This window comes from Tersicoccus solisilvae (assembly GCF_014643255.1).
GTDB classification, from domain to species: Bacteria; Actinomycetota; Actinomycetes; order Actinomycetales; family Micrococcaceae; genus Tersicoccus; species Tersicoccus solisilvae.
Genome location: NZ_BMJI01000011.1, coordinates 41,311 through 63,360, shown reverse-complemented (window position 1 = coordinate 63,360; position 22,050 = coordinate 41,311). Strand labels below are relative to the sequence as shown.

The following is a 22,050-nucleotide window of genomic DNA, read 5'->3' as shown; positions in this document are numbered from 1 at the left end:
TGTCGACCGCCGGTCGCGGGCCCTCAGTACCGGTAGTGGTCCGGCTTGTACGGGCCGGCGACGTCGACGTCGAGGTATTCGGCCTGGTCCTTGCTCAGCTCGGTCAACTCGGCGCCGAGGGCGTCGAGGTGCAGCCGCGCCACCTTCTCGTCGAGCGCCTTGGGCAGCACGTGCACCGCGGGCGTCTCCTCCGGCTCGGCGGTGTACAGCTCGATCTGGGCCAGCACCTGGTTGGTGAAGGACGCGCTCATCACGAAGCTGGGGTGGCCGGTGGCGTTGCCGAGGTTCAGCAGCCGCCCCTCGGACAGGACGATGATGCTGCGCCGTTCCCCGCCCTCGGTGGCGGTGGTGTCGGCGTTCTCGGAGGCGTCGGGGAAGACCCACTCGTGCACCTGCGGCTTGATCTCGACGCGCTCGATGCCGGGGATCCGGGCCAGCCCGGCCATGTCGATCTCGTTGTCGAAGTGGCCGATGTTGCCGACGATGGCCTTGTCTTTCATCGCCTCCATGTGCCGGGCGAGGATGACGTCCTTGTTGCCGGTCGTGGTGATGAAGATGTCGCCGACGCCGGCCACGTCGTCGAGCGTGGCCACCTGGTAGCCGTCCATGGCGGCCTGCAGCGCGCAGATGGGGTCGATCTCGGTGACGATGACGCGGGCGCCCTGGCCGCGCAGCGCCTCCGCCGCGCCCTTGCCGACGTCGCCGTAGCCGCATACGACGGCGACCTTGCCGCCGATCAGCACGTCGGTCGCCCGGTTGATGCCGTCGGGCAGGGAGTGGCGGATGCCGTACCGGTTGTCGAACTTGCTCTTGGTCACCGCGTCGTTGACGTTGATCGCCGAGAACAGCAGCTGACCGCGGGAGGCCAGCTGGTAGAGCCGGTGCACACCGGTGGTGGTCTCCTCGGAGACGCCGCGGATGCCCTCCGCGATGCGCGTCCAGCGCTGCGGGTCCCGCTCCAGGTCGGCGCGGAGGGTGTCGAGGACGACGGTGTACTCCTCGGAGTAGTCCGCGTCGCCCTCGCGCGGTGCGGGGGGCACCGCACCGGCGGCCTCGAACTCGACCCCGCGGTGCACGAGCAGGGTCGCGTCGCCGCCGTCGTCGAGGATCATGGTCGGGGCGACCGGCTGACCGCTCCCGTCGGTGAAGTCGAAGATCTTCGACGCGGCCCACCAGTACTCGGGCAGCGTCTCGTTCTTCCATGCGTACACGGGCACGCCCTGCGGGTCGTCGGGGGTGCCGCTGCCGACGACCACGGCGGCCGCGGCCTCGTCCTGGGTGGAGAAGATGTTGCAGCTGGCCCAGCGCACCTCGGCACCGAGCGCGGTGAGCGTCTCGATCAGGACGGCGGTCTGCACGGTCATGTGCAGCGATCCGGCGATCCGCGCGCCCGCGAGCGGTCGGCTGGCGCCGTACTCGGCGCGCAGGGCCATCAGGCCGGGCATCTCGTGCTCGGCGAGCCGGATCTGGTGGCGGCCGGCGGGAGCGAGGGAGAGGTCGGCGACCTCGTAGCCGGGCGATGAGTCACGGGACTGGGACATGGGATCTCCTTGGGGAAACGGCGGTCGGGGCGGCCGTCGGGCCGTCCTTCGGGCGGGTCGCGTCGGACAGCCGGACGCGACGGCCGGGATCAGGGCTGCTGTTCGCGCAGGATGCGCAGGTGGCCGCGGCGGACGCCGGTCGAGGACGGTGCCTCGAGCGGCTGACCGGGCTCGCGCTGGCCGCCGGCGGGCTGACCGTGGGCGGGTGCCGGCGCGGGCTCGGACCGGGGTTGCCGGACGATGTCGGCGAGGACGGCCAGGTCGTCGACCGGGCCGGCCTGCGGGGTGTGCAGCCGCACGACTTCCCAGCCGCGCGGGGCGGTGAGCCGCTGGGCGTGGTCGCCGCACAGGTCGTAGGTGTGCGGCTCGGGATAGAGCGCCAGCGGGCCGAGCACCACGGTGGAGTCCGCGTACACGTAGGTCAGCGTCGCGACCGCCGGCTGGCCGCAGGCGGTCCGGGTGCACAGTCTGGAGGATCCCACGGTCCCCCACCCTACTCCGGGGCGCGGGTCCGGCGGGCACCGCCTCGCCGTCCGGCGACGCCACGCGACGGCGGGCCCGCGCGGGGTCCGCGCGACGGACTAGAGTTCTGCCATGCACGACAGCGTCGGCCCGTCGCCCGTTCCGCCGGTCCCCGCCGAGGTCTCCGCGACCACGTCCCGCTCGTTCTCGCGGCGTCGCCGCAACCGGCACGGACGGGGAATGCGCGGGGGGCCCCTGCCCTGGGGCGTCCCCGGTCGGCGCACCCCCACGGACGTGTTCGACGACGCCGTCCTCGACTCCGCGCTGAGGCTGCAGCGGCTGCACCGGCCGGCGCTGGACGCGGTGTCGTTCGCGGTGCAGCAGATCCCCGACGACCTGGAGGATCTGCGCGCCCGGGACACCGGCGAGCTGCTGGCCGACGGCGGCATCCCGATGGGCCGGCTCGACGAGCGGGACGGGCGCGTGGTGGTCGTCGTGTTCCGCCGCGTGGTCGAGCAGTTCGCCGGTCGGGACATCCCGATCGCCGACGCGGTGCACGACGCGATCGTCGAACTGGTCGCCTCGTGGCTGCACTGGGACCCGGAGGCGGTCGACCCGCACTACGGCCGGTTCGAGTAAGCCCGCTCAGGGCCCCAGACGCAGCGGGAGCTGCCGCGCCTCGTCGTCCGGCTCCGGCACCCCGGTGACCGTCACGCCGCTGGCGCCGGTGGTGCTCACCTGTGCGGCGTACACCGCTCCCCCGTCGGATCGCAGCACGACAGCGGCGGCTCCGGGCGCCCCCTGCCGGGGGTCGGTCTCGACGGTACGGCCGGCCTCCACCCGGACGGTGCGCGCCGGCCCGAGCCCGCCGTCGGCCCCGACCACGCGGAGGATGACGGTGGCGGCCTGCTCCGGGGCGGTCAGCGCCAGCCGCGCCGTGCCGACGGGCACGACCGGCAGCAGCACGTCCTGGCCCAGCCGGCCGGCGGCCCCGGCCTGGGCGATGTCGGCGGCACGACGCGCCGCGTCCCCGCGCACGGTCCGCACGCCGGCCGTCACCGCGACATCGGACCGCACCGTCAACCCCCACGTCCCGGCGGGCAACGCGGCCAGGTCGACCGTCGTCACCGCACCGGCCCGCGCCCGCACGACGCCGGCGGCGCCGAGGGCGACCTGCCCGGACGGTCCGTGGGCCTGCACCCGGACGGTCGCGTCGGCGTCGCCGGGCACCGCGAGCTGCAGGACCGGGCCGGCGTCGGGCGCGCCGCGGCGCAGCGCGGCCGTGGCCGCCGGTGACTGGATCGTGACACCGGGGACCGTCCGGCTCAGGGCCGGGCCCTGCACCGGGGTCAGGTACTCGACGCCGCCGGGCGTGAGCCCCCGCAGCACGCTCTGCTGGATCACCGCGGCGACGGGTGCGCCCCGGCTGCGCACCCGCACCCCGAGGTCGGCCTGGTCGGGGGCCAGGCCCGCGAGGACGATCGAGCGGCTGCTTCCCGGCGCGAGCAGCAGGCCCTGACTGCCGGCCGCGGCGATCGGTCCCCGGGTGCCGGCCAGCTCGAGGTCGACGGTGGCGGGACTGGTGCCGGGGTTGTGAAGGGTGAGGACGGCGGTGTGCCCCACCGTGGTCGAGGCGCCCAGCAGCCAGGAGTCGTTGGCGGGACGCTGACAGGTCGCGGCCGCGAGGCCCCGCAGGTCGCCGTCGTCCGCGCCGTAACCCAGCACCGCGGCCGCGATGCTGGGCGTCTCGTCCACCGGCCCGGCTCGCAGCACGGACGCGGCGGTGACCGCGACGCCGGCACGGGCGACGGCGCGTGGCGCAGCGCCGCCGGACGCGGACCCCGCTGCCTCGGTCACGGTCGTCAGGGGGCGCTGCCCGGTGAGGGGTGCCAGCACGGTGGCGCCGGTGGCACCGGTGGCGGTTCCGCCGACGACGGCCGTCACGGTGGTGCGGGCGCTGTCCGAGACGGGGCTGAACTGGGGGTCCGTCCCGGCCCCGGCGCTGAGCAGACGCGGCGGATCGGGGCAGACGGCGGTCGTCTCGGCGGCGGGGACCGCCGCCGGCGGTGCCGCGACGGTCGAGGCCGGCTCGGCCGCCGCACCGGTGTCGGCCATCGATCCGGGGCCGGCCACGAGGGCGCCCACGGCGGCGAGCACCGCGACCGACCCGGCGACGGAGACGGCCAGCCGGCCGCGTGACGCCGTCGCCGTGCCGGCGGCGGGCGGACGGGTGGCGGCCGGTTGCCAGGTGACTCGGGCGGCGGGCGACGTCGGTCGGGGTTCAGGCACGCGAGGCTCCTTCGGGCTGCCGGTCCCCGGACGGCCACCGATCGCGCTCCGGCAGATCGGGTTCCGTGGGGCGGGGCTCCTCCCCGGTTCCCGGCGCGCGGCGTCCCGGCGGGGTGGCGGCGACGTCGACGGCGGTCGCACCGGCCCGGGAGGCGGCGCGACGGCGTAGCACGTCGTCGGGCTGTTGCCAGTGCGGGGTCAGCCGGCGCGGCATCCGCAACGGCAGGGCCAGGAGCAGGGTGAGGACGAGCCCGACGGCCTGGGCCGCGCCCCACCACGGCGTGGCCGGATGCGAGTACGCGGCGTGGAAGCGGCCGCCGCCGGCGGGAACGGCGAAGGCCTGGGCCCAGTCGGAGCGCCCGGTGCCGGTCCGTCCGGCCGCGGCGACACCGTCGACGGTGGCCGCCCAGTGCGGGTCGGCGCGCTCGGCGAGCACCACCTGCCGGCCGGGGGCGCCCGGGGGAAGCTGCGCGACGGTGCCGTCCTCGCTGGTCGGCAGGTACATCAGGGTGGCGCCCTGGGCGTCCACGAGCCGTGCTCGGGCCACCACCGTGCCCGTGCCGGCGGAGACGGCGGCAGGGGTCACCCGCCACAGCCAGCCGGCGTCGGTACGGCCGACCGCCACCAGCCCCGGCACGGTGTCGATCCTGGCGGCCAGCAGCTCCGCCGTGCCGGTCCCGCCACCGTCGCCACGCAGCACGACGAAGGCCGCGCCGAGGGACTCCAGGTCCGTGGCCGGGTCCACGCCGTTGGCCGCGAGCACGGTGGCCGCGGCCCGGCGGGTCAGGGCCGTGGCCCCGTCGACGGCCCCGTCGTCACCGGCGGTGGTCGCGTCGGCGAGCCGACGGAGCGCGGTGGAGGAGAGTGCGTCCGCCGTCGTGCCCGTGCCGCTGACCAGCGACGCGGTCGGGTCTCGGCCCTCGGCCACGTCCAGGACGAGGGTGCGGGACCGGTCAGGACCCGTCCCCCGGTCGGCCGCGGTGGCCGGCAGGGAGCGGGCCGGCGCCGTGGCGACGGCGTCCTGCCGGCCGGTCAACGCCGCCAGCGGCGCGAGGTCGTCGTCGACCCGGCTCGCGGCGAGGGCCCCGAGACCGGCCAGCGGCGCGAGACACAGCACGGTGCACACCAGCACCCCGGTGACGCGCCCGAGCGGGCCGAACGGGGTGCCGGCGGCGACGTCGGGCCGGTGCCGGCGGTGCACGGTCCAGGCCTCGATGCCGGTCGCCGCGGCGACGAGCAGGCCCAGCGCGATCAGCGAGACGGCCGGCCCCGGGTACGGCCGCACGACCGCGCCGTCCCCTGCCACCCCGGTGACCAGGACGGCGGCCAGCACGGCGGTACCCAGGCCCAGCAGCACCGCCAGCCAGGCGCCGCGGGCGGTGGCCGCGCGGCGCGGCGCGGTGAACAGGGCCGCCACGGCGAGGGCGACGGCGGGAGCGCCGAGCACGAGGGCACCGACCAGCACCCACGGCCCCGCGGGCAGGGGTCCCACGGCGGCCGTGAGGTCCAGTCGCTCCGGGAAGCCGAGCAGCTGCTGCCACAGGGGCGCCGCCGTCGCGGCGCGCGGCAGGCCGGGATCGGCGAGCACCACCCGGAAGGGTGCGGCGGCGTCCGTCCCCCCGGCCGCGGCGATCACCCGGTCCACCAGGACCGGGGCGACGAGCACGACGGCGGGCAGCAGGGACCAGCCGAGCGTGCGAGCCCGCCGGCCGAGGGCGAGCGCCAGCACGAGGACCGCGACGAGCAGCGCGGGGAGCAGGACGGGGGCGGCCGCGACGACCGCCCCCGCGGCGAGCCCGGCGTCCGCGGCGGCGGTCCAGGAGGGGGTGCCGCCCGTGCCGGCACGCGGCAGGTCGCCCACCGTGCTGACCCGGCCGCGCGCGTCGATCCGATGCGTCCGGGCGCCGCCGACGGCGCGGATCAGTCCCAGCACGGCGAGCGGGAGCAGGAGGTGCGCCAGGACCGCGCCGAGGCGGCCGGCGCCCAGCGCCGTCTGCAGTGTCGGCACCGCCGCGTAGGCCAGGGCGGCCCAGAAGCGCACGGACCGGCGCGCGGTCACCGCACCGACGGCGAGCCACGCCGTCACGGCGCTGAGCGCGAAGGCGAGCGGGAACAGCCAGGCGACGACGAGCGAGCCGTTGCCCGCCCCGATCAGCGTCAGGACGCCCAACAGCAGAGCGAACGGGTCCGGCACGGCCGGTCCGCCGGCCCCGAGGGTCGACCACCACGACGTGGCGTGGGCGAGCACGGCGGCAGGACCGGACGACAGCGGCAGCAGCGCACCGCCGGCCACCGCCGGACCGGCGAAGAACGGGGCGAACGCCACCGCACCGGCGGCCAGCGCGAACACCACGGCGAGGAGCACCGCTCCGGCGCTGCCGTTGCGCGCGGCGGTCGCGATCGAGGTGAAGTCGTCGCGGCCGAGGCTGTCCCCGGTGGCCTCCGTCGTGCCGTCCGAGGCTCCCGTCCCGTCGCCGACGACGGTGCCCGCAGCGGACTCGGCCCGGGACCGGCGGTGCGAGCGGACCTCCCGCGCCGACGTCAGCAGCGGCCGCACGACCGAACGGGACACGCGCCGGCTCGCCGCCGCCCGGCGCCGGGACCGGAGCACCGCGAGCGGCCGGCCCACGGCGGCGACCGTCGCGGCGAGTTCGGTCAGCCCGTACCCGGGTTCCTTCGCGAGCAGGCTGACGAGCAGCGTTCCGAGGCTGCCGAGCAGGGCGCCGAGCACGGTGAACGGCAGCCGCCACGCGGGTGCGTGGGTCAGCCGCAGGTGCACCTGGGCGCGGCGACGCTGGGCGTGCTCGCGTCGACGCGGCCGGGTGATCGCCCGGTCGGCGGCGTGCCGGATCCGGGCGCGGGGCACCACGATCACGCGGTGTCCGGCCAGCCGGTTGCGCCAGCACAGGTCGACGTCGTCGCCGGTGACCGGCAGGGCCGGATCGAAACCGGCGAGGGCGTCCCACACGTCACGCCGGATCAGCATGCCGGCGGAGTTGACGGCGAAGACGTCGCTGACGGCGTCGTGCTGGCCCTGGTCCTGCTCGTCGGGGGCGATCAGGGTCAGCCGCTCGGCCCAGCGGCTCACGTGCAGGCCCACGTCCATCAGGGCCCGCGGGTCGTCCCAGTGCAGCTGCTTGCAGCCGGCGATGGTCACGGAGGGGGCGGTCTCGACGGCGGTCAGCAGCCGGGCGAGGGCGTCCGGGTCGGGCGCGCCGTCGTCGTGCAGCAGCCAGATCCAGCGCGATCCGGCGTCGCCGGGGTCGAGGTTCGCGCCGTCCACGTCCTGCAGACCGCGGGCGACGGCGGCGGAGAAGGGGGTGCCGGGGTCGGTGTGCACCAGCCGGGACCCGGCGGGCAGGCCGGCCCGCAGCAGGTCGACGGTGCGGTCCGTGGACCCGGTGTCGACCGCGACGACGGCGTCGAGGGGGTGGTGCTGTCCCGTCAGCCCCGCGAGGGTCCGGGGCAGGTAGTGCTCGCCGTCGTGGGCGACGAGGACGGCCGTGACGTGCACGCCGGGGTCAGACGGCGCGCCTGCGCAGCCGACGACGCTCGCGCTCGGACATGCCGCCCCAGATGCCGAAGCGCTCGTCGTTCTCGAGGGCGTACTGCAGGCACTGGGAGCGGACGGTGCAGGCGCCGCAGACCTTCTTGGCGTCGCGGGTGGAGCCGCCCTTCTCGGGGAAGAACGCCTCGGGGTCGGTCTGGGCGCACAGGGCGTCGGCCTGCCAGGAGAGCTCACCGTCGTCGGCGGGGTCCGGGGAGGTGCCCGGCAGCCCGAGCCAGATGGCGGGGCTGATCTGCAGATCGTGGGCCGGCTGGGCGGCGTGGGTGGGGGCCGCGGTCGGGGCGCCGGCGAGGGCGGTGACTCCGGACTCCTCGAAGGCCTCGTGCTCGGCGAGGAACGCGGTCGCGGCGTCCTCGAGGGAGCGCTGGGTGTGTTCCCGGTACCGGCGCGAGGCGTCCGGGTCGGCGGGGTCGACGTACCAGTCGTCGGGGACGGCTCGGGCCCCGTGTCGACTGGCGGTATCCGCGGCGAGGTATCGCTCCTGCGCCTGCTCCGCTGCTCCCACTGGTACTCCTCGTCTGCTCGGTCTGCTGGTCGGTGCTCGGACAGAAGACCGCCTGGTCCCCCGGCCGGTCGGGCGCTCCGAAGGACCCCACCGATCGGTTGGCTGAGACCTCCGACCGGTGTGCGTGCTCGGTCCCGCGGGTCGCCCACCGACTCGAGAGGAGTCCGATCGTCGCCGGGCTCCTGCGGTGGTCTCCGCTGGTCGTGCTCGGGTACCGTCGGCGGGGACCGCCGGCGGATGACGGGTGGGTGACGGATCCGTGGGTCCGCCCTGCTGGGTTCGTTCCGCCGGGCGTGAGGCTGCCCGCCGGACGTGGTGCTGTCGTGCGTATCGCTGCTCCGGCCGCGCCTCGACCGATACCTAATTACACGCGTGTAAGTACAGCAACGTCAAGCGGAAGCGGCGAATCCGAGGCGGTACCGGCGTGTCCTCGCTCCCCCGGGCGTGTCGTGTGCCCAGCGGATCCGGTGGTCCTCCGCACCCCGTCTCCCGCCGCCGGCGCCGTCGGCCGTTGCGACCCCCGTTGCGACACAATGAGGGTCCCGCACCCGCACCCCGTCGACAGGACACCGACCATGACCTCTGCCAGTGACGCGACCGGCACCACCGACGCCCCCGTCTTCGCCGAGCTCGAGCGGTCGCTCGCCGCGGCCGGCCCCGCACCCCGGTTGATCTGGTACGGGCCGGCCGGGGAGCGCATCGAGCTGTCCGGTGCGGTGCTGCTGAACTGGTCGGCGAAGACCGCCAATCTCCTGGTCGAGGAGTGCGACGTCGAGCCCGGCGTGCCCGTCCGGCTGGCCCTGCCGGTGCACTGGCGCACGCTCGCCATCGCCCTCGGAGCGTGGCAGGCCGGCGCCGTGCTGCACACCGGGACGGACAGCAGCGACGTCGCGGTGCACGTCGACGTCGCCCCGGCCGTGGACGGCGCCCCGCGGGCGGACCACGAGGTCGTCGTCGCCCTCGGCGCCCTGGACCTGGCCTACGCCGGCGAGCTGCCCGGTGACGTGCTGGACTACGCGGCGATGGTCCGCGCGTTCGGCGACGGCTTCGGCGGGGAGGCGCCGACCGACCGGCTCCGCCTGGTCGAGGACGGTCGATCGGTCGATCTGTCCCGCGCGGCGCCCGGCGTCGGCGAGCCGGGCGCCGCGCGCGCCCTGGATCCGTCTGTCGGCCTGGCGGGCAGCCTCCAGCGCGCCGTGAGCGCGTGGCTCGACGGCGTCGCGGTGCTGATCGCGGACGACGTCGACCGCCTCACCGACGCGGTGCTCGTCTCCGAGCGCGCGGTGCGCGTGAACTGACGCCGTCCTCCCCACCGGTGACCCGGTGCGGCGGACGCGTGGAGCGGGGCTTCAGCGGCCGTCGGACTCCAGGCCCTGCCGGACCTCGTCGCGGCGGACCTCCTCGGCGCGGACCTGACGCAGCCGTTCGGTCTCGGTCCAGCGCTGCTGGTCGTGGGCCGCGATGTCGTCGGCGAACTCCGGTTCGGTGTTGAGTTCGGCCGCGAACACCCAGTAGCGGTAGGCGATGAACCGGAACACCGTGCCCAGCGCGAGACCCACCACGCCGCCGGCGATGAACGAGGACGTTGTGTCCCTCAGCCCCAGCACGTAGAAGGTGAACCACACGCAGCCGGCCTCGATGCCCACGCCGATGGCGTTGATGACGAGGAACTGGATCAGTTCGCGCACCTTGTTGGGCTGCCGCTTGTGCCGGAACGTCCAGTAGCGGTTGGCGACCCACGCGAAGAGCGTCGCGACGATGCCGGAGACGACCTTCGCCTTCGCGTGGCTGTCGGCCATCGGGCCGTGGACGAGCAGGAACCACACGCCGTTGTTGATCACGACACCGATGGCGCCCACGGTTCCGAACTTCAGGATCTCCCGGACGAGCATGGAGAAGAGCCCGCGGAACCGCTCCACCAGTGCGTGCATGCTGACCTCGCCATCGTGCTGGGATCGCCGTCTCGCGATCGAGGGGCCCGTGCGCGGGCCGGAGGAACACGGCCGCCGTCGCCGGAATCGGCCGCCGCCACGGAGCCACTCTACCGCCGGGGCCCGCCCGTCCGGGGCCGGCGCCGCGTGACGGTGCGCACCGGCGCGGGCGCCGGCGTCGTCATGCGGCGCCGGCTCGGGGGTCCGCTGGATAGGCTGACGGGATGGACAGACCTGTGATCGGCGTCGTGGGCGGAGGCCAGCTGGCCCGCATGATGGCACCGCCCGCGACGGAGCTGGGACTCGACCTGCGGGTGCTGGCGACGTCCGCGGACGAGTGCGCGGTGGCGGCGGTGCACCGGTTCGAGCTCGGCGACCACCGCGACCTGGACGCCCTGCGCCGGTTCGCCGCCGACGTCGACGTCCTCACCTTCGACCACGAGCACGTGCCGACGGAGCACCTACGGACCCTGATCGCCGAGGGCGTGGCCGTGCACCCGGGCCCGGACGCCCTCGTGCACGCGCAGGACAAACTCGTGATGCGGGCCGCCGTGGACCGATTGGGTCTGCCGAATCCCGCGTGGGCCGCCGTCGACGACGTCGACGCCCTGGTCGCGTTCGGCGAGACGACCGGCTGGCCCGTCATCCTCAAGACCCCACGCGGGGGCTACGACGGCAAGGGCGTGCGCGTGATCGAGGACGCCGACGCCGCCCGCGCCGCCGCGGACTGGTTCAGCGATTCCTCCGGCGCGGGCGGGCCGCTGCTGGCCGAGCAGAAGGTCCCGTTCAGCCGGGAGCTCTCCGCCCTGCTGGCCCGCACCCCGTCGGGCGCGATCGCCTCCTGGCCCGTCGTCGAGAGCATCCAGGTGGCCGGCGTGTGCGACGAGGTGATCGCCCCCGCGCCCGGGCTCGATCCCGCGGTCGCCGCCGCCGCGACCGACGCCGCCCAGCGACTGGCCGCCGAGCTCGGCGTCACCGGCGTCCTCGCCGTCGAACTGTTCGAGACGCCCGGCGTCGGACCCGGCTTCGCCGTCAACGAGCTCGCCATGCGCCCGCACAACAGCGGCCACTGGACCATGGACGGCAGCGTGACCGGCCAGTTCGAACAGCACCTGCGCGCCGTGCTCGACCTGCCCCTGGGCGCCACCGACGTCGTCGGCGCCGCCGCGGTGATGAAGAACGTGCTCGGCGGGGCCAACCCCGACCTGTTCGCCGTCTACCCGCAGGTGATGGCCGACGCCCCGGCGGTCAAGGTGCACACCTACGGCAAGGGGGTCCGGCCCGGCCGGAAGATCGGGCACGTCAACGTCGTCGCCCCCACGGCTGCGGACCTGCCGGCCGTGCGGGAGGCCGCCGAGGAGGCGGCCCGGACCCTGGCCGACGGCCCGACGGGCGACCGCGACAGCCGGGCCGACGCCGTGACCGCGGGCGGTGCCCGGTGAGCGCCGCGACGCCCGACGCGGCGCCGCTGGTCGGCGTCGTCATGGGCTCGGACTCCGACTGGCCCGTGATGCGCGCGGCTGCCGAGGCGCTCGACGAGTTCGGCATCGGCTACGAGGCCGACGTCGTCTCCGCGCACCGGATGCCCGAGGACATGATCGCGTACGGCCGCGAGGCCGCCGGCCGCGGACTGCGGGTCATCATCGCCGGCGCGGGGGGTGCCGCCCACCTGCCCGGCATGCTCGCCGCGGTCACCCCGCTGCCGGTGATCGGGGTGCCGGTGCCGCTGAAGACCCTCGACGGCATGGACTCCCTGCTCTCCATCGTGCAGATGCCCGCCGGCGTGCCGGTGGCGACCGTCTCGATCGGCGGCGCCCGGAACGCGGGACTGCTGGCCGCCCGCATCCTCGGCGCCGGCGCCGACGAGCACGCGGCCCGGCTGCGCGAAGCCCTGACCCGGTTCGCCACCGACCTGCGGTCCACCGCGATGGCCAAGGGCGAGAAGCTGCGGGGCGGGCTCGATGCGGGCTGACCTCGGCCCCGCGACCGTGCCCGACGACGTGAAGGGAGCCCGCGTGTTCCGCCTGACCAGCCCCATCCGCCCCTACGACTGGGGGTCGACGACGGCGATCGCGACCCTGCTCGGGCGGGAGCCCTCCGGGGATCCCGAGGCAGAGCTGTGGCTCGGCGCCCATCCCGATTCCCCCTCGACGATCGCGCCCGGCGAGCCGGCGGCGGGCTCCCGGTTGGACGCGGTGATCGCACGCGAACCGGTGGCGACCCTGGGCGCCGGCGTCGCCGAGCGGTTCGACGGCCGACTGCCCTTCCTGATGAAAGTCCTCGCGGCCGGCGCCCCGCTCTCCCTGCAGGTGCACCCGACGATCGCGCAGGCCGAGGCCGGCTACGACGCCGAGGACGCCGCCGGGGTGGCGCGGGACGCGGCCGAGCGGAACTACAAGGACCGCAATCACAAGCCCGAGATGATCTACGCCCTGAGCGACTTCGCGGCGCTGTCCGGGTTCCGGGAACCCGGCCGGACGGCGGCCCTGCTGCGGGAGGTGCTCGCCGCGCTCGACGGCGACGCCGACGAGCCTCACCACGGCGGCGTGACCCTGCTCGGTGAGCTGGCCGACCTGCTCTCCGGCGACGCGCCGGCCGCCGCCGACGCGGATGCGCCGTCGGGCGGTTCGTCGGGCGGTTCGTCGGGCGGTTCGTCGGGCGGTTCGTCGGGCGGTTCGTCGGGCGGTTCGTCGGGCGGGGATCCCCGCCTGCGGGACGCGTTCGCCCGGGTCTTCGACCGCCCGGAGGACGCCGCGCGGGCCGCCGAGGCCCTCGGGACCCTCGATCCGCGCCGGTTCTCCGCCGGCTCCGCGGACTCCGTCGCGACGGCGGTCGACCTGCAGGCCCGCTACCCGGGCGATCCCGGCGTCGTCGTCTCCCTGCTGCTCAACCGGGTGAGTCTGGCGCCCGGCGAGGCGCTGTACCTGCCGGCCGGGAACGTGCACGCGTACCTCTCCGGTCTCGGCATCGAGGTGATGGCCGCGTCGGACAACGTGCTGCGCGGCGGGCTGACGAGCAAGCACGTCGACGTGCCGGAGCTGCTGACGACCGTGCGGTTCGCCGCCCTCGGCGTCCCGGAACTGCCGGCCGTCGAGACCGAGTGGGGCCAGCGGGTGTTCGCTCCCCCGTTCGACGAGTTCGCCCTGCAGGTCCTCGACTTCGGTGCCGCGCCCGGCGACGACTCGACCAGCGGAGACCTGCCCGTCCTGCAGCACGGCCCGGCCATCGTCCTCGTCACCGACGGCGCCCTCGTGCTCGACTCCCCGAACGGGTCGCTGCGCGTCTGTCGCGGTGAGGCGGTGTTCATCCCGGCCGCGGAGGCCCCCGTGATGGCGCGACCCGCCGACACCGGCACGACCGGACGCACCCGCGCCTTCGCGACGACGGTCGCCCGGGAGTTCTGAGGCCGCGAGGGTGACGGCGGCCGGAGACGCCGGCGCGGCGCCGGCCGGACGGCTCCGATCCTTGCCCGCGGACCTCGCGGTGATGACCGGCAACGTCGCCCAGCGGTGACCACCCGACAAGGGGGTCACCGTCCGCTCAGTCAGCAGAACGGGGTCCCCATTCGCTCAGTCAGCGGTCACCGCCCGAAAGCCATGCTCGTCGAGGGGTGTTTCGGGCGTCACCCGCTGACTCACCGCGCACGTCCGCCCTCTGCTCCCCTTCGCCGTGCGCTCCCGCCGGCGCCACCCGCGAAGGACCGTCGCCGCCCGGCGATTCTGTCGGTGGGGGCCGCCACGATGGGCCCCATGACGGACACCCCGCTCGACGTTCACGCTCCCTCCACCCCCGGGTTCCCGGTCACCCACCCCGCAGCCGCGGCACGGCCGGCCCGCCGGTCGGATTCGCCCGTCGCCGTGACCGGGCACCTGCACCGGCCACCGGTTCGGAACGGCATGACGGGGCGGGACCGGCTGGCGATCGCGACGCTGATGGGGGTGGCCTCCCGGCACGCCAGCCGCCGCGACGTCGCGTTCGATGATGCCGCCGCCGACGTTCGGCGTGCCGCCGGCGGCCGGGCCGACCTGCTCGGCGAGGCCGCGGGCGTGTTCGCGGCGATGGGCCGGGCCGACGCGGCCGCCTGGTACGCGAATGCCGCCGCGCACCTGTGCATCGCGGCGGATGGTGACCCGCACGTCGCCCGCGGTCAGGTGGAGACGGTCGCCGCGCGGTTGTCCGCGCCCAGGCGCGGCGTGGCGGGCGGCCCGCCACGCCGACCGGCCGAGCCGGAGCGGCTCGCACCAAGCCAACGTCATAAGGACTACCACTTGCGGGCGAAACCAGCAGGATAACCACGAACAGCGCAGGTCGCGTCGGCTATTGCCAACACCGCAATACACCACAGGCGGGACTCGCCATGGTGCAATGGAACGAGAACCACTCGAACACGGCGACCAGCACTAAGGGATGGCAGGAAGAAACTTGGCAACTAAGTATCAAGTTTTCGTAAGTTCAACATTTGACGACCTGAAGCATGAACGCGATACGGTTATAAAAGCCATATTGGAAATGGGGCACATTCCGGTCGGCATGGAGATGTTTAGTGCGGCCGACGAAGAACAGTGGAAGATTATAGCGCGACATATTGACGAGTCAGACTACTACTGCGTCATCATCGCGCACCGCTACGGCTCAACCGTAAACGGCGTTAGCTATACCCAGAAGGAATACGAGTATGCGGCAGCTCGCGGAGTTCCAGTCATGGGGTTCGTGCTAGACGATTCCAGCCGCTGGCCGGGAGAGTCGATGGATCGAGACTCAGAATCGGTCGTGGCACTGAATAAGTTCAAGGCTCTCGTCAAGTCGAAGCCGGTGAGTTTCTGGAATTCCGCCGAGGACCTCTACGGGAAAGTCTCAATCGCACTGTCGAAGGCATTTACCGCAAATCCTCGCGACGGATGGGTTCGGGCGTCCGCCGCAGCGGGCCCCGAAGTCACCCAGGAGCTGACGCGGTTGAGCTCCGAGAATTCGCGCTTGCGGGAGGAAGTTCTCAACCTGCAAGCCCAGCGCGAGATCGACAAATCTAACGAACTTGAGGCAATGCTAACTAAGTTCGAGAAAATCAAGCGTTCTTTCGATTACAAGTATCGTAACGATAATAACTGGGTACGCTCGGACCCCATATCGCTAGACGATCTGTTCTTCTTATTGGCCCCTTCGTTGGCCACCGAGGTTGAGTTGTCGAAGGCTGCGGCAGACTTGGCGATGCAGTTGAGGGAAGATCGGTCAAGACCATGGTATCTGGTGGCAGTGAATCAGGTACGAGACTTACTTTCGGACCTTAGGGCACTCGGCGTCGTTGCACCGTCCCCACGGAAGCACGCCGTAGCGGATTCAGGTGAATATTGGAGTCTGACCGATCTTGGCCGAGAACTTGATACTCACATTCGGTTGATGGAGATTGAAGCGCGCGCCGCAGAGCCCACCGAGAAGCCCGAGGAGACCAATAGTGACGTTCCCGAAGAATCGGAGCAAGAAGCAGACACTAAGTTGACCTAGTCGCCGCGCGTCCGCGTAGCGTATTTCGGGCCTTCTGCTCGCAGTTCAATCAGTAAATCCCGGCACCCGCACCCGGGCGGCCTTGACAGGCATGAGCGGCCGGATCTTGGCCGCCGATTGCCAGCACCTAGACCGGGGCGGACGCGGTCACTGCCCGGAACGCGAACCCCGCGAGCGCACCGTGGCGACGACCGACCGTGCCGCGGGCAGGGCGCCCCCGACCGCGCGCCGCACCGCCGGGACGGCCCCGGCGATCGCCGCCTTCGCGGCCGGCCGCGCCCGGGTGACCACCTTCCGCGCGAGCGGCATGGCCTTCGCGAACACCGGGTAGAGCGGGGACAGGGGCAGCTCCCACGTTCCGGTGAGCTGGTCCTCGTGCTGCGCGAACTGCTTCTTGAAGTCGGAGATGCCGTCGTTCAGGAGCCCGTTGAGGTCGTACCGGGTGCACCCGGCGGCCTTCATCTCGGTGAACGCCGCCCACTTGACCCCGTAGTTGGCGCGCGCCTTCTGCCCGGCCGGGGACACCCCGCCGTAGAGTTCGAACGCGGTGGCCGCGCTGCGCGCGATCCACACGAAGGCGATCGGCTCGCCGTCGTCGAACGCGGCCACGATCGGCGAGTTGTCGCCGAGGAATCGCCAGATGTCGCGGTAGTAGTCGTCATCGTGGACGCCGAACCCGGCCCGGGCCGCGGTGTCCCGGTAGAGGGTCAGGACCTTCTCCAGCTCGGCCTCCGTGGCGATGCGGCGGAACTCGAGGTCGCTGCGCAGGTTCTTGCGCACGTTCGCCCGCGTGGTGCGGTGCATCGCGGCCATCAGCTCGTCCTCGGTGCGGGTGAGGTCGAGGATCAGGGTGCGCGGGATGAGGATGGTGGCGTCGGTGCGGTGGAAACCGGCAGCGGTCAGCCGCGCCTCACCCGGCGAGCCGGCTTCCCAGTCGGGCTCGACGACGAGGGCGACCGAGCCGCGGGTGGCCTTCACGTGCGCGGCGACCGCCTCCAGCACCTCGGCCGCGCGCTCGGGATCGCCCACCGGACCACGGGAGACGTAGGCGAGGGAGCGCAACGGCCACGGCAGGAACCGGTAGGCCACCTCGGCGGCGCCCATGGCCGCCTCGGGGCCGGACCCCGGGTCGGCGGCCGGGTCGGCGACGAGCAGCCGCTCCACCTGCCACCCGTGCTCGGCCTTGACCTGCCCCCAGCCCCACAGCTGCAGCGGGTGCCCACCGAGCGCCTCGACCGTCGCGTCCCACGTGCTCCGGTCGTCGATCGGGGTGACGGTCGCGTGGTTCTGGCTCACGGCTCTCCTGACGGGCTCGGCGATACGACGGGCCCGCCGGCACGGCCGCCGGGCGGCATCCAGCCTATGTCACGCGCCGGGCACCGCCGGGGGTGCCCGGCGTGCCGCGCGGCGGCGTCGCCCGGCTCAGCGGGCGTAGTCGGTCCACTTCTCGGCCTGGTGCTCGGCCTCGACGAAGCGGACGGTGCCGGACTTCGAGCGCATCACGATGGACTGGGTGCGCACGGTCGTGTTGCTGTACCGGACGCCGCTGAGCAGGTCGCCGTTGGTGATGCCGGTGGCCGCGAAGTAGCAGTTGTCGCTGGTGACGAGGTCGTCCGTGAGCAGCACCGCGTCGAGGTCATGGCCGGCGTCGATCGCCTTCTGCCGCTCCTCGTCGCTGGTCGGGTGCAGCCGGCCCTGGATCGCGCCACCCAGGGTCTTGAGCGCGCACGCGGCGACGATGCCCTCCGGGGTGCCGCCGACGCCCATCAGCGCGTCCACGCCGGTGCCCTCGCGGGCCGCGGCGATGGCGCCGGCGACGTCGCCGTCGACGATGAACTTGGTGCGGGCGCCCGCGTCGCGGATCTCCTTGACCAGCGGCTTGTGCCGTTCCCGGTCCAGCACCATGACGGTCACCTGGCTGACGCTCTTGCCGAGCGACTTGGCGATCAGGTGCAGGTTCTGCTTGACGGGCAGCCGCAGGTCGACCATCTCGGCGGCCTCGGGCCCGGTGACGAGCTTGTCCATGTAGAACACGGCGGACGGGTCGTACATCGAGCCGCGCTCGGCGACGGCGAGCACGGCCAGGGCGTTGTCCATGCCGAGCGCGGTCAGCCGGGTGCCGTCGATCGGGTCGACGGCGACGTCCACCTCGGGGCCGGTGCCGTCGCCGACGCGTTCGCCGTTGAACAGCATCGGGGCCTCGTCCTTCTCACCCTCGCCGATCACGACGACGCCGTTGAACCGGACGGAGTGCAGGAACGAGCGCATGGCGTCGACGGCGGCGCCGTCGGCCTTGTTCTTGTCACCGATGCCGACCCAGAAGCCGCCGGCGATGGCCGCGGCCTCGGTCACACGGACCAGCTCGAGGGCGAGGTTGCGGTCCGGCTCACGGTCCGTGGTGGCCAGCGTCGGGGAGAGTTCCGAGAACCGGTGTTCCGCGTGGTGCGGCTGCGAGAGGGCCTCGACGACCGAGGGGGCGACGTCCGCCGGCGTCTGAGGCGCACCGTTGCCGGGGGCACCGGTCTCGGGTCCGGCCTTCGCGGGCGCGGGCGTCGGCGTATCGGTGGTCTTCTCGGACACGGTGACCTCATCTTCGAGTGATCGGATCTTCGAATGTCCAGCGCGGACGGTTCGATCCTACCCACGCGGGCCTTCCCGGCGGCTTCCGTGACGACGGGGGAACCGCGCCGGAGCCGCCGGCGGATGCGGCAGGATGGAGGGTGTGAGTTCCCCCGACCCCGCCCCGCCCACGCAGCCGCCGCCCGCCGTGCTCAGCGCCGCGCAGGCCAAGCGGATGCGCTCGTCGGCCACGGGCCTGCTGATCGCCGTCGCCGTCACGCTCGCGGTCATCATCCCGGTGCTGCTGCTCACGCCGGGCCAGCGGGCCGAGACGTACCGGCCGCCGGTGGACGTGCCCGCGATCGCCGCGCAGGCGGCGCCGGGTGCCGGGTTCCCCCCGGTCGCGGCGATGCCGGCGGGATGGAGCGCGAACTATGCGCGCCTCAACGCCGGCAGCAGCACGGGCGTGCCCAACTGGGAGGTCGGGTACGTCAGCGGCGATCAGCAGTTCATCGCCCTGACCCAGGCCGCCGCGAAGCGCGCCAACCCCACCTGGATCGCGCAGGTGACGGAGAACGCCCCGGTCACCTCGGACCGCACGGTCGCCGGGCAGCGGTTCGAGCTGCGGGACAAGGCCGGCACCAAGTCCCTGGTCGCCACGATCGGCGGCTCCACCGTCATCCTGCGCGGTCAGGCCTCGGACGACGCCCTGTCGACCCTGGCGGGGGCCGTGGTCGCGGACCTGACCGCGGCCGGCACGACGTCGGCCGTACCGACGACGGCGGCCACCGCACCGGCACCCGGCGCCACCCCCTGACGGCACCGGACCCGACACCTCGCCGACCCAACGGCCGCGTCCGGTACGCCCGTCACACGCGCCTGCCGGCCCGGCGGACTGACTATGCTGGCACCCGTGACGTCACGCCCCAGTCCCTCCGGTCCGGTCAGCCCCGCCGAAGCCTGGCAGCGACTCGCCGACGGCAACCGCCGGTTCGTCGCCGGACGGTCCAACCATCCCAACCAGGACGCCGCTCGTCGCACCGCCCTGGTGAACGCCCAGCACCCCTTCGCCGTCATCTTCGGCTGCTCGGACTCGCGGCTGGCCGCCGAGATCATCTTCGACGTGGGCCTGGGTGACGTGTTCGTCATCCGCACGGCCGGTCAGGTGATCGACGACGCCGTGCTCGGCTCCCTCGAGTACTCGATCGCGGTGCTCGGCGTCCCCCTCATCGTCATCCTCGGCCACGACAGCTGCGGCGCCGTGACCGCCACCCGCGACGCCGTCGACAGCGGGCAGATGCCGGCCGGGTTCATCCGCGATCTGGTCGAGCGGATCACCCCGTCCGTGCTGACCGCCAAGCGCGAGGGCCACGACGACCTGACCGCCATGATCGACGAGCACGTGCGCCAGACCGCCGCCCGGCTCGAGGACAACTCCCGCGTCATCGCCGAGGCCGTCGCGGACGGACGCACCGCCGTCGTCGGCGTCAGCTACCGCCTCGATGACGGCACCGGAACGGTCGTCTCCACGACGACGCCCCTGACGACGACGGGCTGACCCGACCGACGCGTCCCCGACCCGCCCGATCGCGACGACGCCGACCGGGTCACCACCCACCGCCACCACGAGGAGACACCGGTGTCCGACACCCCCGAGTACCGCATCGAACACGACACGATGGGCGAGGTCCGCGTGCCCGTCAACGCCCTGTACCGCGCGCAGACGCAGCGGGCCGTCGAGAACTTCCCGATCTCCGGCAAGACGCTCGAGCGCAAGCACATCGAGGCCCTGGCCCTGATCAAGAAGGCCGCCGCCCGCGCCAACGCCGAGCTCGGGGTGCTCGACGGCGACCTCGCGGACGCCATCGCCGACGCCGCCGACGCCGTCGCCGCCGGCCAGTACGACGGGGACTTCCCCATCGACGTGTTCCAGACCGGCTCCGGCACCTCGTCGAACATGAACACCAACGAGGTCATCGCCGAGCTCGCCACCCGGGCCCTCAAGGCCGCCGGGTCGGAGAAGACCGTCCACCCGAACGACCACGTCAACGCCTCCCAGTCCTCCAACGACGTGTTCCCCACCTCGGTGCACGTCGCGGCGACCAGCGCCCTGCTGAACGACCTCATCCCGGCGCTCACCTACCTCGACGCGTCGCTGGGCCGGAAGGCCGCTCAGTTCAAGGACGTCGTCAAGTCCGGCCGCACCCACCTGATGGACGCCACCCCGGTGACCCTGGGCCAGGAGTTCGGCGGCTACGCCGCACAGGTGCGCTACGGCATCGAGCGGATCGAGGCGTCCCTGCCGCGCGTCGCCGAGGTGCCCCTGGGCGGCACCGCCGTCGGCACCGGCATCAACACCCCGGCCGGCTTCCCGCAGAAGGTGATCGCCATCCTCGCCGAGGAGACCGCCCTGCCGCTGACCGAGGCCCGCAACCACTTCGAGGCGCAGGCCAACCGGGACGGGCTGGTCGAGGCCTCCGGGCAGCTGCGCACCATCGCGTACTCGCTGATCAAGATCAACAACGACCTGCGCTGGATGGGCTCGGGCCCCAACACGGGCCTGGGCGAGATCGCCATCCCGGACCTGCAGCCGGGCTCCTCGATCATGCCGGGCAAGGTGAACCCGGTGATCTGCGAGGCCGCGATCCAGGTCGCCGCCCAGGTTATCGGCAACGACACCACCATCGCCCTCTCCTCCACCAACGGCGCGTTCGAGCTCAACGTCGGCATCCCGGTGATGGCCGCCAACCTGCTCGAGTCCATCCGCCTGCTCACCACCACCGCCCGGGTGATGGCGGACAAGATGATCGACGGCATCGAGGCCAACGTGGACCGGGCGCGGTTCCTCGCCGAGGCGTCCCCGTCCATCGTCACGCCGCTGAACAAGTACATCGGCTACGAGAACGCCGCGAAGATCGCCAAGAAGGCCGTCGCCGAGGGCCTGACCGTCCGCGAGGCGACCGTCGCGCTCGGATTCGTCGAACGCGGCGAGCTCACCGAGGAGCAGCTGGACGCGGCGCTGGACGTCACGACGATGACCGGGCCGAACGCCTGACCTCGTCCCCGCTCTGCGCGCCACGCCGAACGGCGGTCGGAGAGCACTCCGGCCGCCGTTCGGCGTCCCGGCGTCAGTCTCGGGCGAACACCGCCTCGCCCGTGTCCGCGAGCGCGGTCTCCAGCCGCCACCGCTGGTGCGGGGGCACGGAGTCGGGGAGGTCGTCGACGGCGAACCAGCCGACCGCCGTCGACTCGTCGTCGGCCACGTGCGCCTCACCCGAGACGTAGCGGCAACGGAAGGTCAGGTCGAGGAACTGGGCGTGGTCCCCGTTGGGGAAGGTGACGGGGTCGCCGGCGCTGACGGAGGCCAGCCGCTCCACGCGTGCGATCACGCCGGTCTCCTCCGCCACCTCGCGCACGGCCCCGACGGCGGGTTCCTCCCCCGGGTCGAGGATGCCGGTGATCAGGCACCAGCGCCCGTTGTCGGCGCGCCGGCCGAGCAGCACCCGGCCCTCGTCGTCGAGCACGACGGCGCTCACCCCCGGCGTCCAGATCAGGTCGGTGCCGAGCTTCTCGCGCATGGCCAGGATGAAATCGGGGACGGGCATGCCGCCAGTCTAGGAGCGCCGCGTCGGGCGTGAGCCGCGGCATACCGCCGGCCCGGCGTCGGTGCCAGACTGGCAGCGGAGATCGCCCGTC

Annotated in this window: 19 protein-coding genes; 10 read left to right on the top strand and 9 right to left on the bottom strand. The window is 73.6% G+C overall.

Annotated features, from left to right (window positions below; all coding sequences use genetic code 11):
- Positions 1–23: 23 nt before the first annotated feature.
- On the bottom strand, positions 24–1,541 hold the full coding sequence (ahcY, locus tag IEX22_RS09905; protein WP_188668209.1) for an adenosylhomocysteinase: 1,518 nt from the start codon (positions 1,539–1,541) through the stop codon (positions 24–26).
- Positions 1,542–1,630: 89 nt separating this feature from the next.
- Entirely contained in the window at positions 1,631–2,023 is a 393-nt protein-coding gene (locus IEX22_RS09900; protein ID WP_188668208.1) for a DUF3499 domain-containing protein, read from the bottom strand.
- A gap of 112 nt (positions 2,024–2,135) precedes the next feature.
- Between IEX22_RS09900 and IEX22_RS09895 the strand changes: the two genes are divergently transcribed.
- Positions 2,136–2,642, top strand: a complete 507-nt coding sequence (locus tag IEX22_RS09895; RefSeq protein ID WP_188668206.1) for a hypothetical protein — start codon at positions 2,136–2,138, stop codon at positions 2,640–2,642.
- Positions 2,643–2,648: 6 nt separating this feature from the next.
- On the opposite strand, the gene IEX22_RS09890 is transcribed toward IEX22_RS09895, so the two are convergent.
- Genes IEX22_RS09890 through IEX22_RS16085 form a run of 3 tightly spaced genes read right to left on the bottom strand, consistent with a single transcriptional unit; the run spans position 2,649 to position 8,365 of the window.
- Positions 2,649–4,292 carry a DUF5719 family protein gene (locus tag IEX22_RS09890; protein ID WP_188668204.1) on the bottom strand — a complete coding sequence of 548 codons (1,644 nt, stop codon included), beginning with the start codon at positions 4,290–4,292 and terminating at the stop codon, positions 2,649–2,651.
- Positions 4,285–7,806: a glycosyltransferase family 2 protein gene (locus IEX22_RS09885; protein ID WP_188668202.1), complete on the bottom strand. Its 3,522-nt coding sequence runs from the start codon at positions 7,804–7,806 to the stop codon at positions 4,285–4,287. Before IEX22_RS09885 ends, IEX22_RS09890 begins: the two co-directional genes overlap by 8 nt.
- Before the next feature lie 7 nt (positions 7,807–7,813).
- A complete protein-coding gene (locus IEX22_RS16085) occupies positions 7,814–8,365 on the bottom strand; it encodes a WhiB family transcriptional regulator (RefSeq protein WP_188668200.1) in 552 nt (183 codons plus the stop codon).
- Between the two features lie 575 nt (positions 8,366–8,940).
- On the opposite strand from IEX22_RS16085, the gene IEX22_RS09875 reads away from it, so the two are divergent.
- Positions 8,941–9,663 (top strand): TIGR03089 family protein, encoded by a 723-nt coding sequence (locus IEX22_RS09875; protein WP_188668198.1) that lies wholly within the window; start codon positions 8,941–8,943, stop codon positions 9,661–9,663.
- 51 nt (positions 9,664–9,714) lie between these two features.
- Here IEX22_RS09875 and IEX22_RS09870 read toward each other — a convergent pair whose 3' ends face one another.
- Positions 9,715–10,296, bottom strand: coding sequence for a GtrA family protein (locus IEX22_RS09870; RefSeq protein WP_188668196.1), 582 nt, complete (start codon positions 10,294–10,296; stop codon positions 9,715–9,717).
- Positions 10,297–10,520: 224 nt separating this feature from the next.
- Here IEX22_RS09870 and IEX22_RS09865 point away from each other — a divergent pair, with 224 nt between their 5' ends.
- From IEX22_RS09865 to IEX22_RS09845, 5 genes are all read left to right on the top strand, one after another.
- On the top strand, positions 10,521–11,738 hold the full coding sequence (locus tag IEX22_RS09865; RefSeq protein ID WP_188668194.1) for a 5-(carboxyamino)imidazole ribonucleotide synthase: 1,218 nt from the start codon (positions 10,521–10,523) through the stop codon (positions 11,736–11,738).
- A gap of 41 nt (positions 11,739–11,779) precedes the next feature.
- Positions 11,780–12,268, top strand: coding sequence for a 5-(carboxyamino)imidazole ribonucleotide mutase (gene purE / locus IEX22_RS09860; protein ID WP_188668258.1), 489 nt, complete (start codon positions 11,780–11,782; stop codon positions 12,266–12,268).
- Complete coding sequence (gene manA, locus IEX22_RS09855; protein WP_188668192.1) at positions 12,258–13,700, top strand: mannose-6-phosphate isomerase, class I; 1,443 nt, start codon at positions 12,258–12,260, stop codon at positions 13,698–13,700. Before purE ends, manA begins: the two co-directional genes overlap by 11 nt.
- 345 nt (positions 13,701–14,045) lie before the next feature.
- Positions 14,046–14,588: a hypothetical protein gene (locus IEX22_RS09850; RefSeq protein WP_188668191.1), complete on the top strand. Its 543-nt coding sequence runs from the start codon at positions 14,046–14,048 to the stop codon at positions 14,586–14,588.
- 130 nt (positions 14,589–14,718) lie between these two features.
- Complete coding sequence (locus IEX22_RS09845; protein ID WP_188668188.1) at positions 14,719–15,795, top strand: DUF4062 domain-containing protein; 1,077 nt, start codon at positions 14,719–14,721, stop codon at positions 15,793–15,795.
- 147 nt (positions 15,796–15,942) lie between these two features.
- On the opposite strand, the gene IEX22_RS09840 is transcribed toward IEX22_RS09845, so the two are convergent.
- Together IEX22_RS09840 and glpX are read right to left on the bottom strand one after the other, a co-directional pair.
- Entirely contained in the window at positions 15,943–17,091 is a 1,149-nt protein-coding gene (locus IEX22_RS09840) for a lipid II:glycine glycyltransferase FemX (RefSeq protein ID WP_188668186.1), read from the bottom strand.
- A 126-nt stretch (positions 17,092–17,217) separates the two neighbouring features.
- A complete protein-coding gene (glpX, locus tag IEX22_RS09835) occupies positions 17,218–18,201 on the bottom strand; it encodes a class II fructose-bisphosphatase (RefSeq protein ID WP_188668256.1) in 984 nt (327 codons plus the stop codon).
- Positions 18,202–18,517: 316 nt separating this feature from the next.
- On the opposite strand from glpX, the gene IEX22_RS09830 reads away from it, so the two are divergent.
- The 3 genes from IEX22_RS09830 to IEX22_RS09820 all read left to right on the top strand — a co-directional run bounded on the left by IEX22_RS09830 (position 18,518) and on the right by IEX22_RS09820 (position 21,409).
- Positions 18,518–19,171 carry a DUF4245 domain-containing protein gene (locus IEX22_RS09830; protein ID WP_229659926.1) on the top strand — a complete coding sequence of 218 codons (654 nt, stop codon included), beginning with the start codon at positions 18,518–18,520 and terminating at the stop codon, positions 19,169–19,171.
- A gap of 84 nt (positions 19,172–19,255) precedes the next feature.
- Positions 19,256–19,912 carry a carbonic anhydrase gene (locus IEX22_RS09825; protein ID WP_188668182.1) on the top strand — a complete coding sequence of 219 codons (657 nt, stop codon included), beginning with the start codon at positions 19,256–19,258 and terminating at the stop codon, positions 19,910–19,912.
- Between the two features lie 81 nt (positions 19,913–19,993).
- The gene (locus IEX22_RS09820; protein ID WP_188668180.1) at positions 19,994–21,409 is read left to right on the top strand and encodes a class II fumarate hydratase; all 1,416 of its coding nucleotides are present in this window, start codon (positions 19,994–19,996) and stop codon (positions 21,407–21,409) included.
- A gap of 73 nt (positions 21,410–21,482) precedes the next feature.
- On the opposite strand, the gene IEX22_RS09815 is transcribed toward IEX22_RS09820, so the two are convergent.
- Positions 21,483–21,959, bottom strand: coding sequence for an NUDIX hydrolase (locus IEX22_RS09815; protein ID WP_188668178.1), 477 nt, complete (start codon positions 21,957–21,959; stop codon positions 21,483–21,485).
- Positions 21,960–22,050: the final 91 nt, after the last annotated feature.

Coding starts and splice junctions, on each gene's coding strand:
- IEX22_RS09870 (WP_188668196.1), bottom strand. CDS start 10,296: ATGCACGCACTGGTGGAGCGGTTCCGCGGGCTCTTCTCCATGCTCGTC.
- IEX22_RS09850 (WP_188668191.1), top strand. CDS start 14,046: ATGACGGACACCCCGCTCGACGTTCACGCTCCCTCCACCCCCGGGTTC.
- IEX22_RS09815 (WP_188668178.1), bottom strand. CDS start 21,959: ATGCCCGTCCCCGATTTCATCCTGGCCATGCGCGAGAAGCTCGGCACC.
- manA (WP_188668192.1), top strand. CDS start 12,258: ATGCGGGCTGACCTCGGCCCCGCGACCGTGCCCGACGACGTGAAGGGA.
- purE (WP_188668258.1), top strand. CDS start 11,780: ATGGGCTCGGACTCCGACTGGCCCGTGATGCGCGCGGCTGCCGAGGCG.
- IEX22_RS09895 (WP_188668206.1), top strand. CDS start 2,136: ATGCACGACAGCGTCGGCCCGTCGCCCGTTCCGCCGGTCCCCGCCGAG.
- IEX22_RS09865 (WP_188668194.1), top strand. CDS start 10,521: ATGGACAGACCTGTGATCGGCGTCGTGGGCGGAGGCCAGCTGGCCCGC.
- IEX22_RS09875 (WP_188668198.1), top strand. CDS start 8,941: ATGACCTCTGCCAGTGACGCGACCGGCACCACCGACGCCCCCGTCTTC.
- ahcY (WP_188668209.1), bottom strand. CDS start 1,541: ATGTCCCAGTCCCGTGACTCATCGCCCGGCTACGAGGTCGCCGACCTC.
- IEX22_RS09825 (WP_188668182.1), top strand. CDS start 19,256: ATGCTGGCACCCGTGACGTCACGCCCCAGTCCCTCCGGTCCGGTCAGC.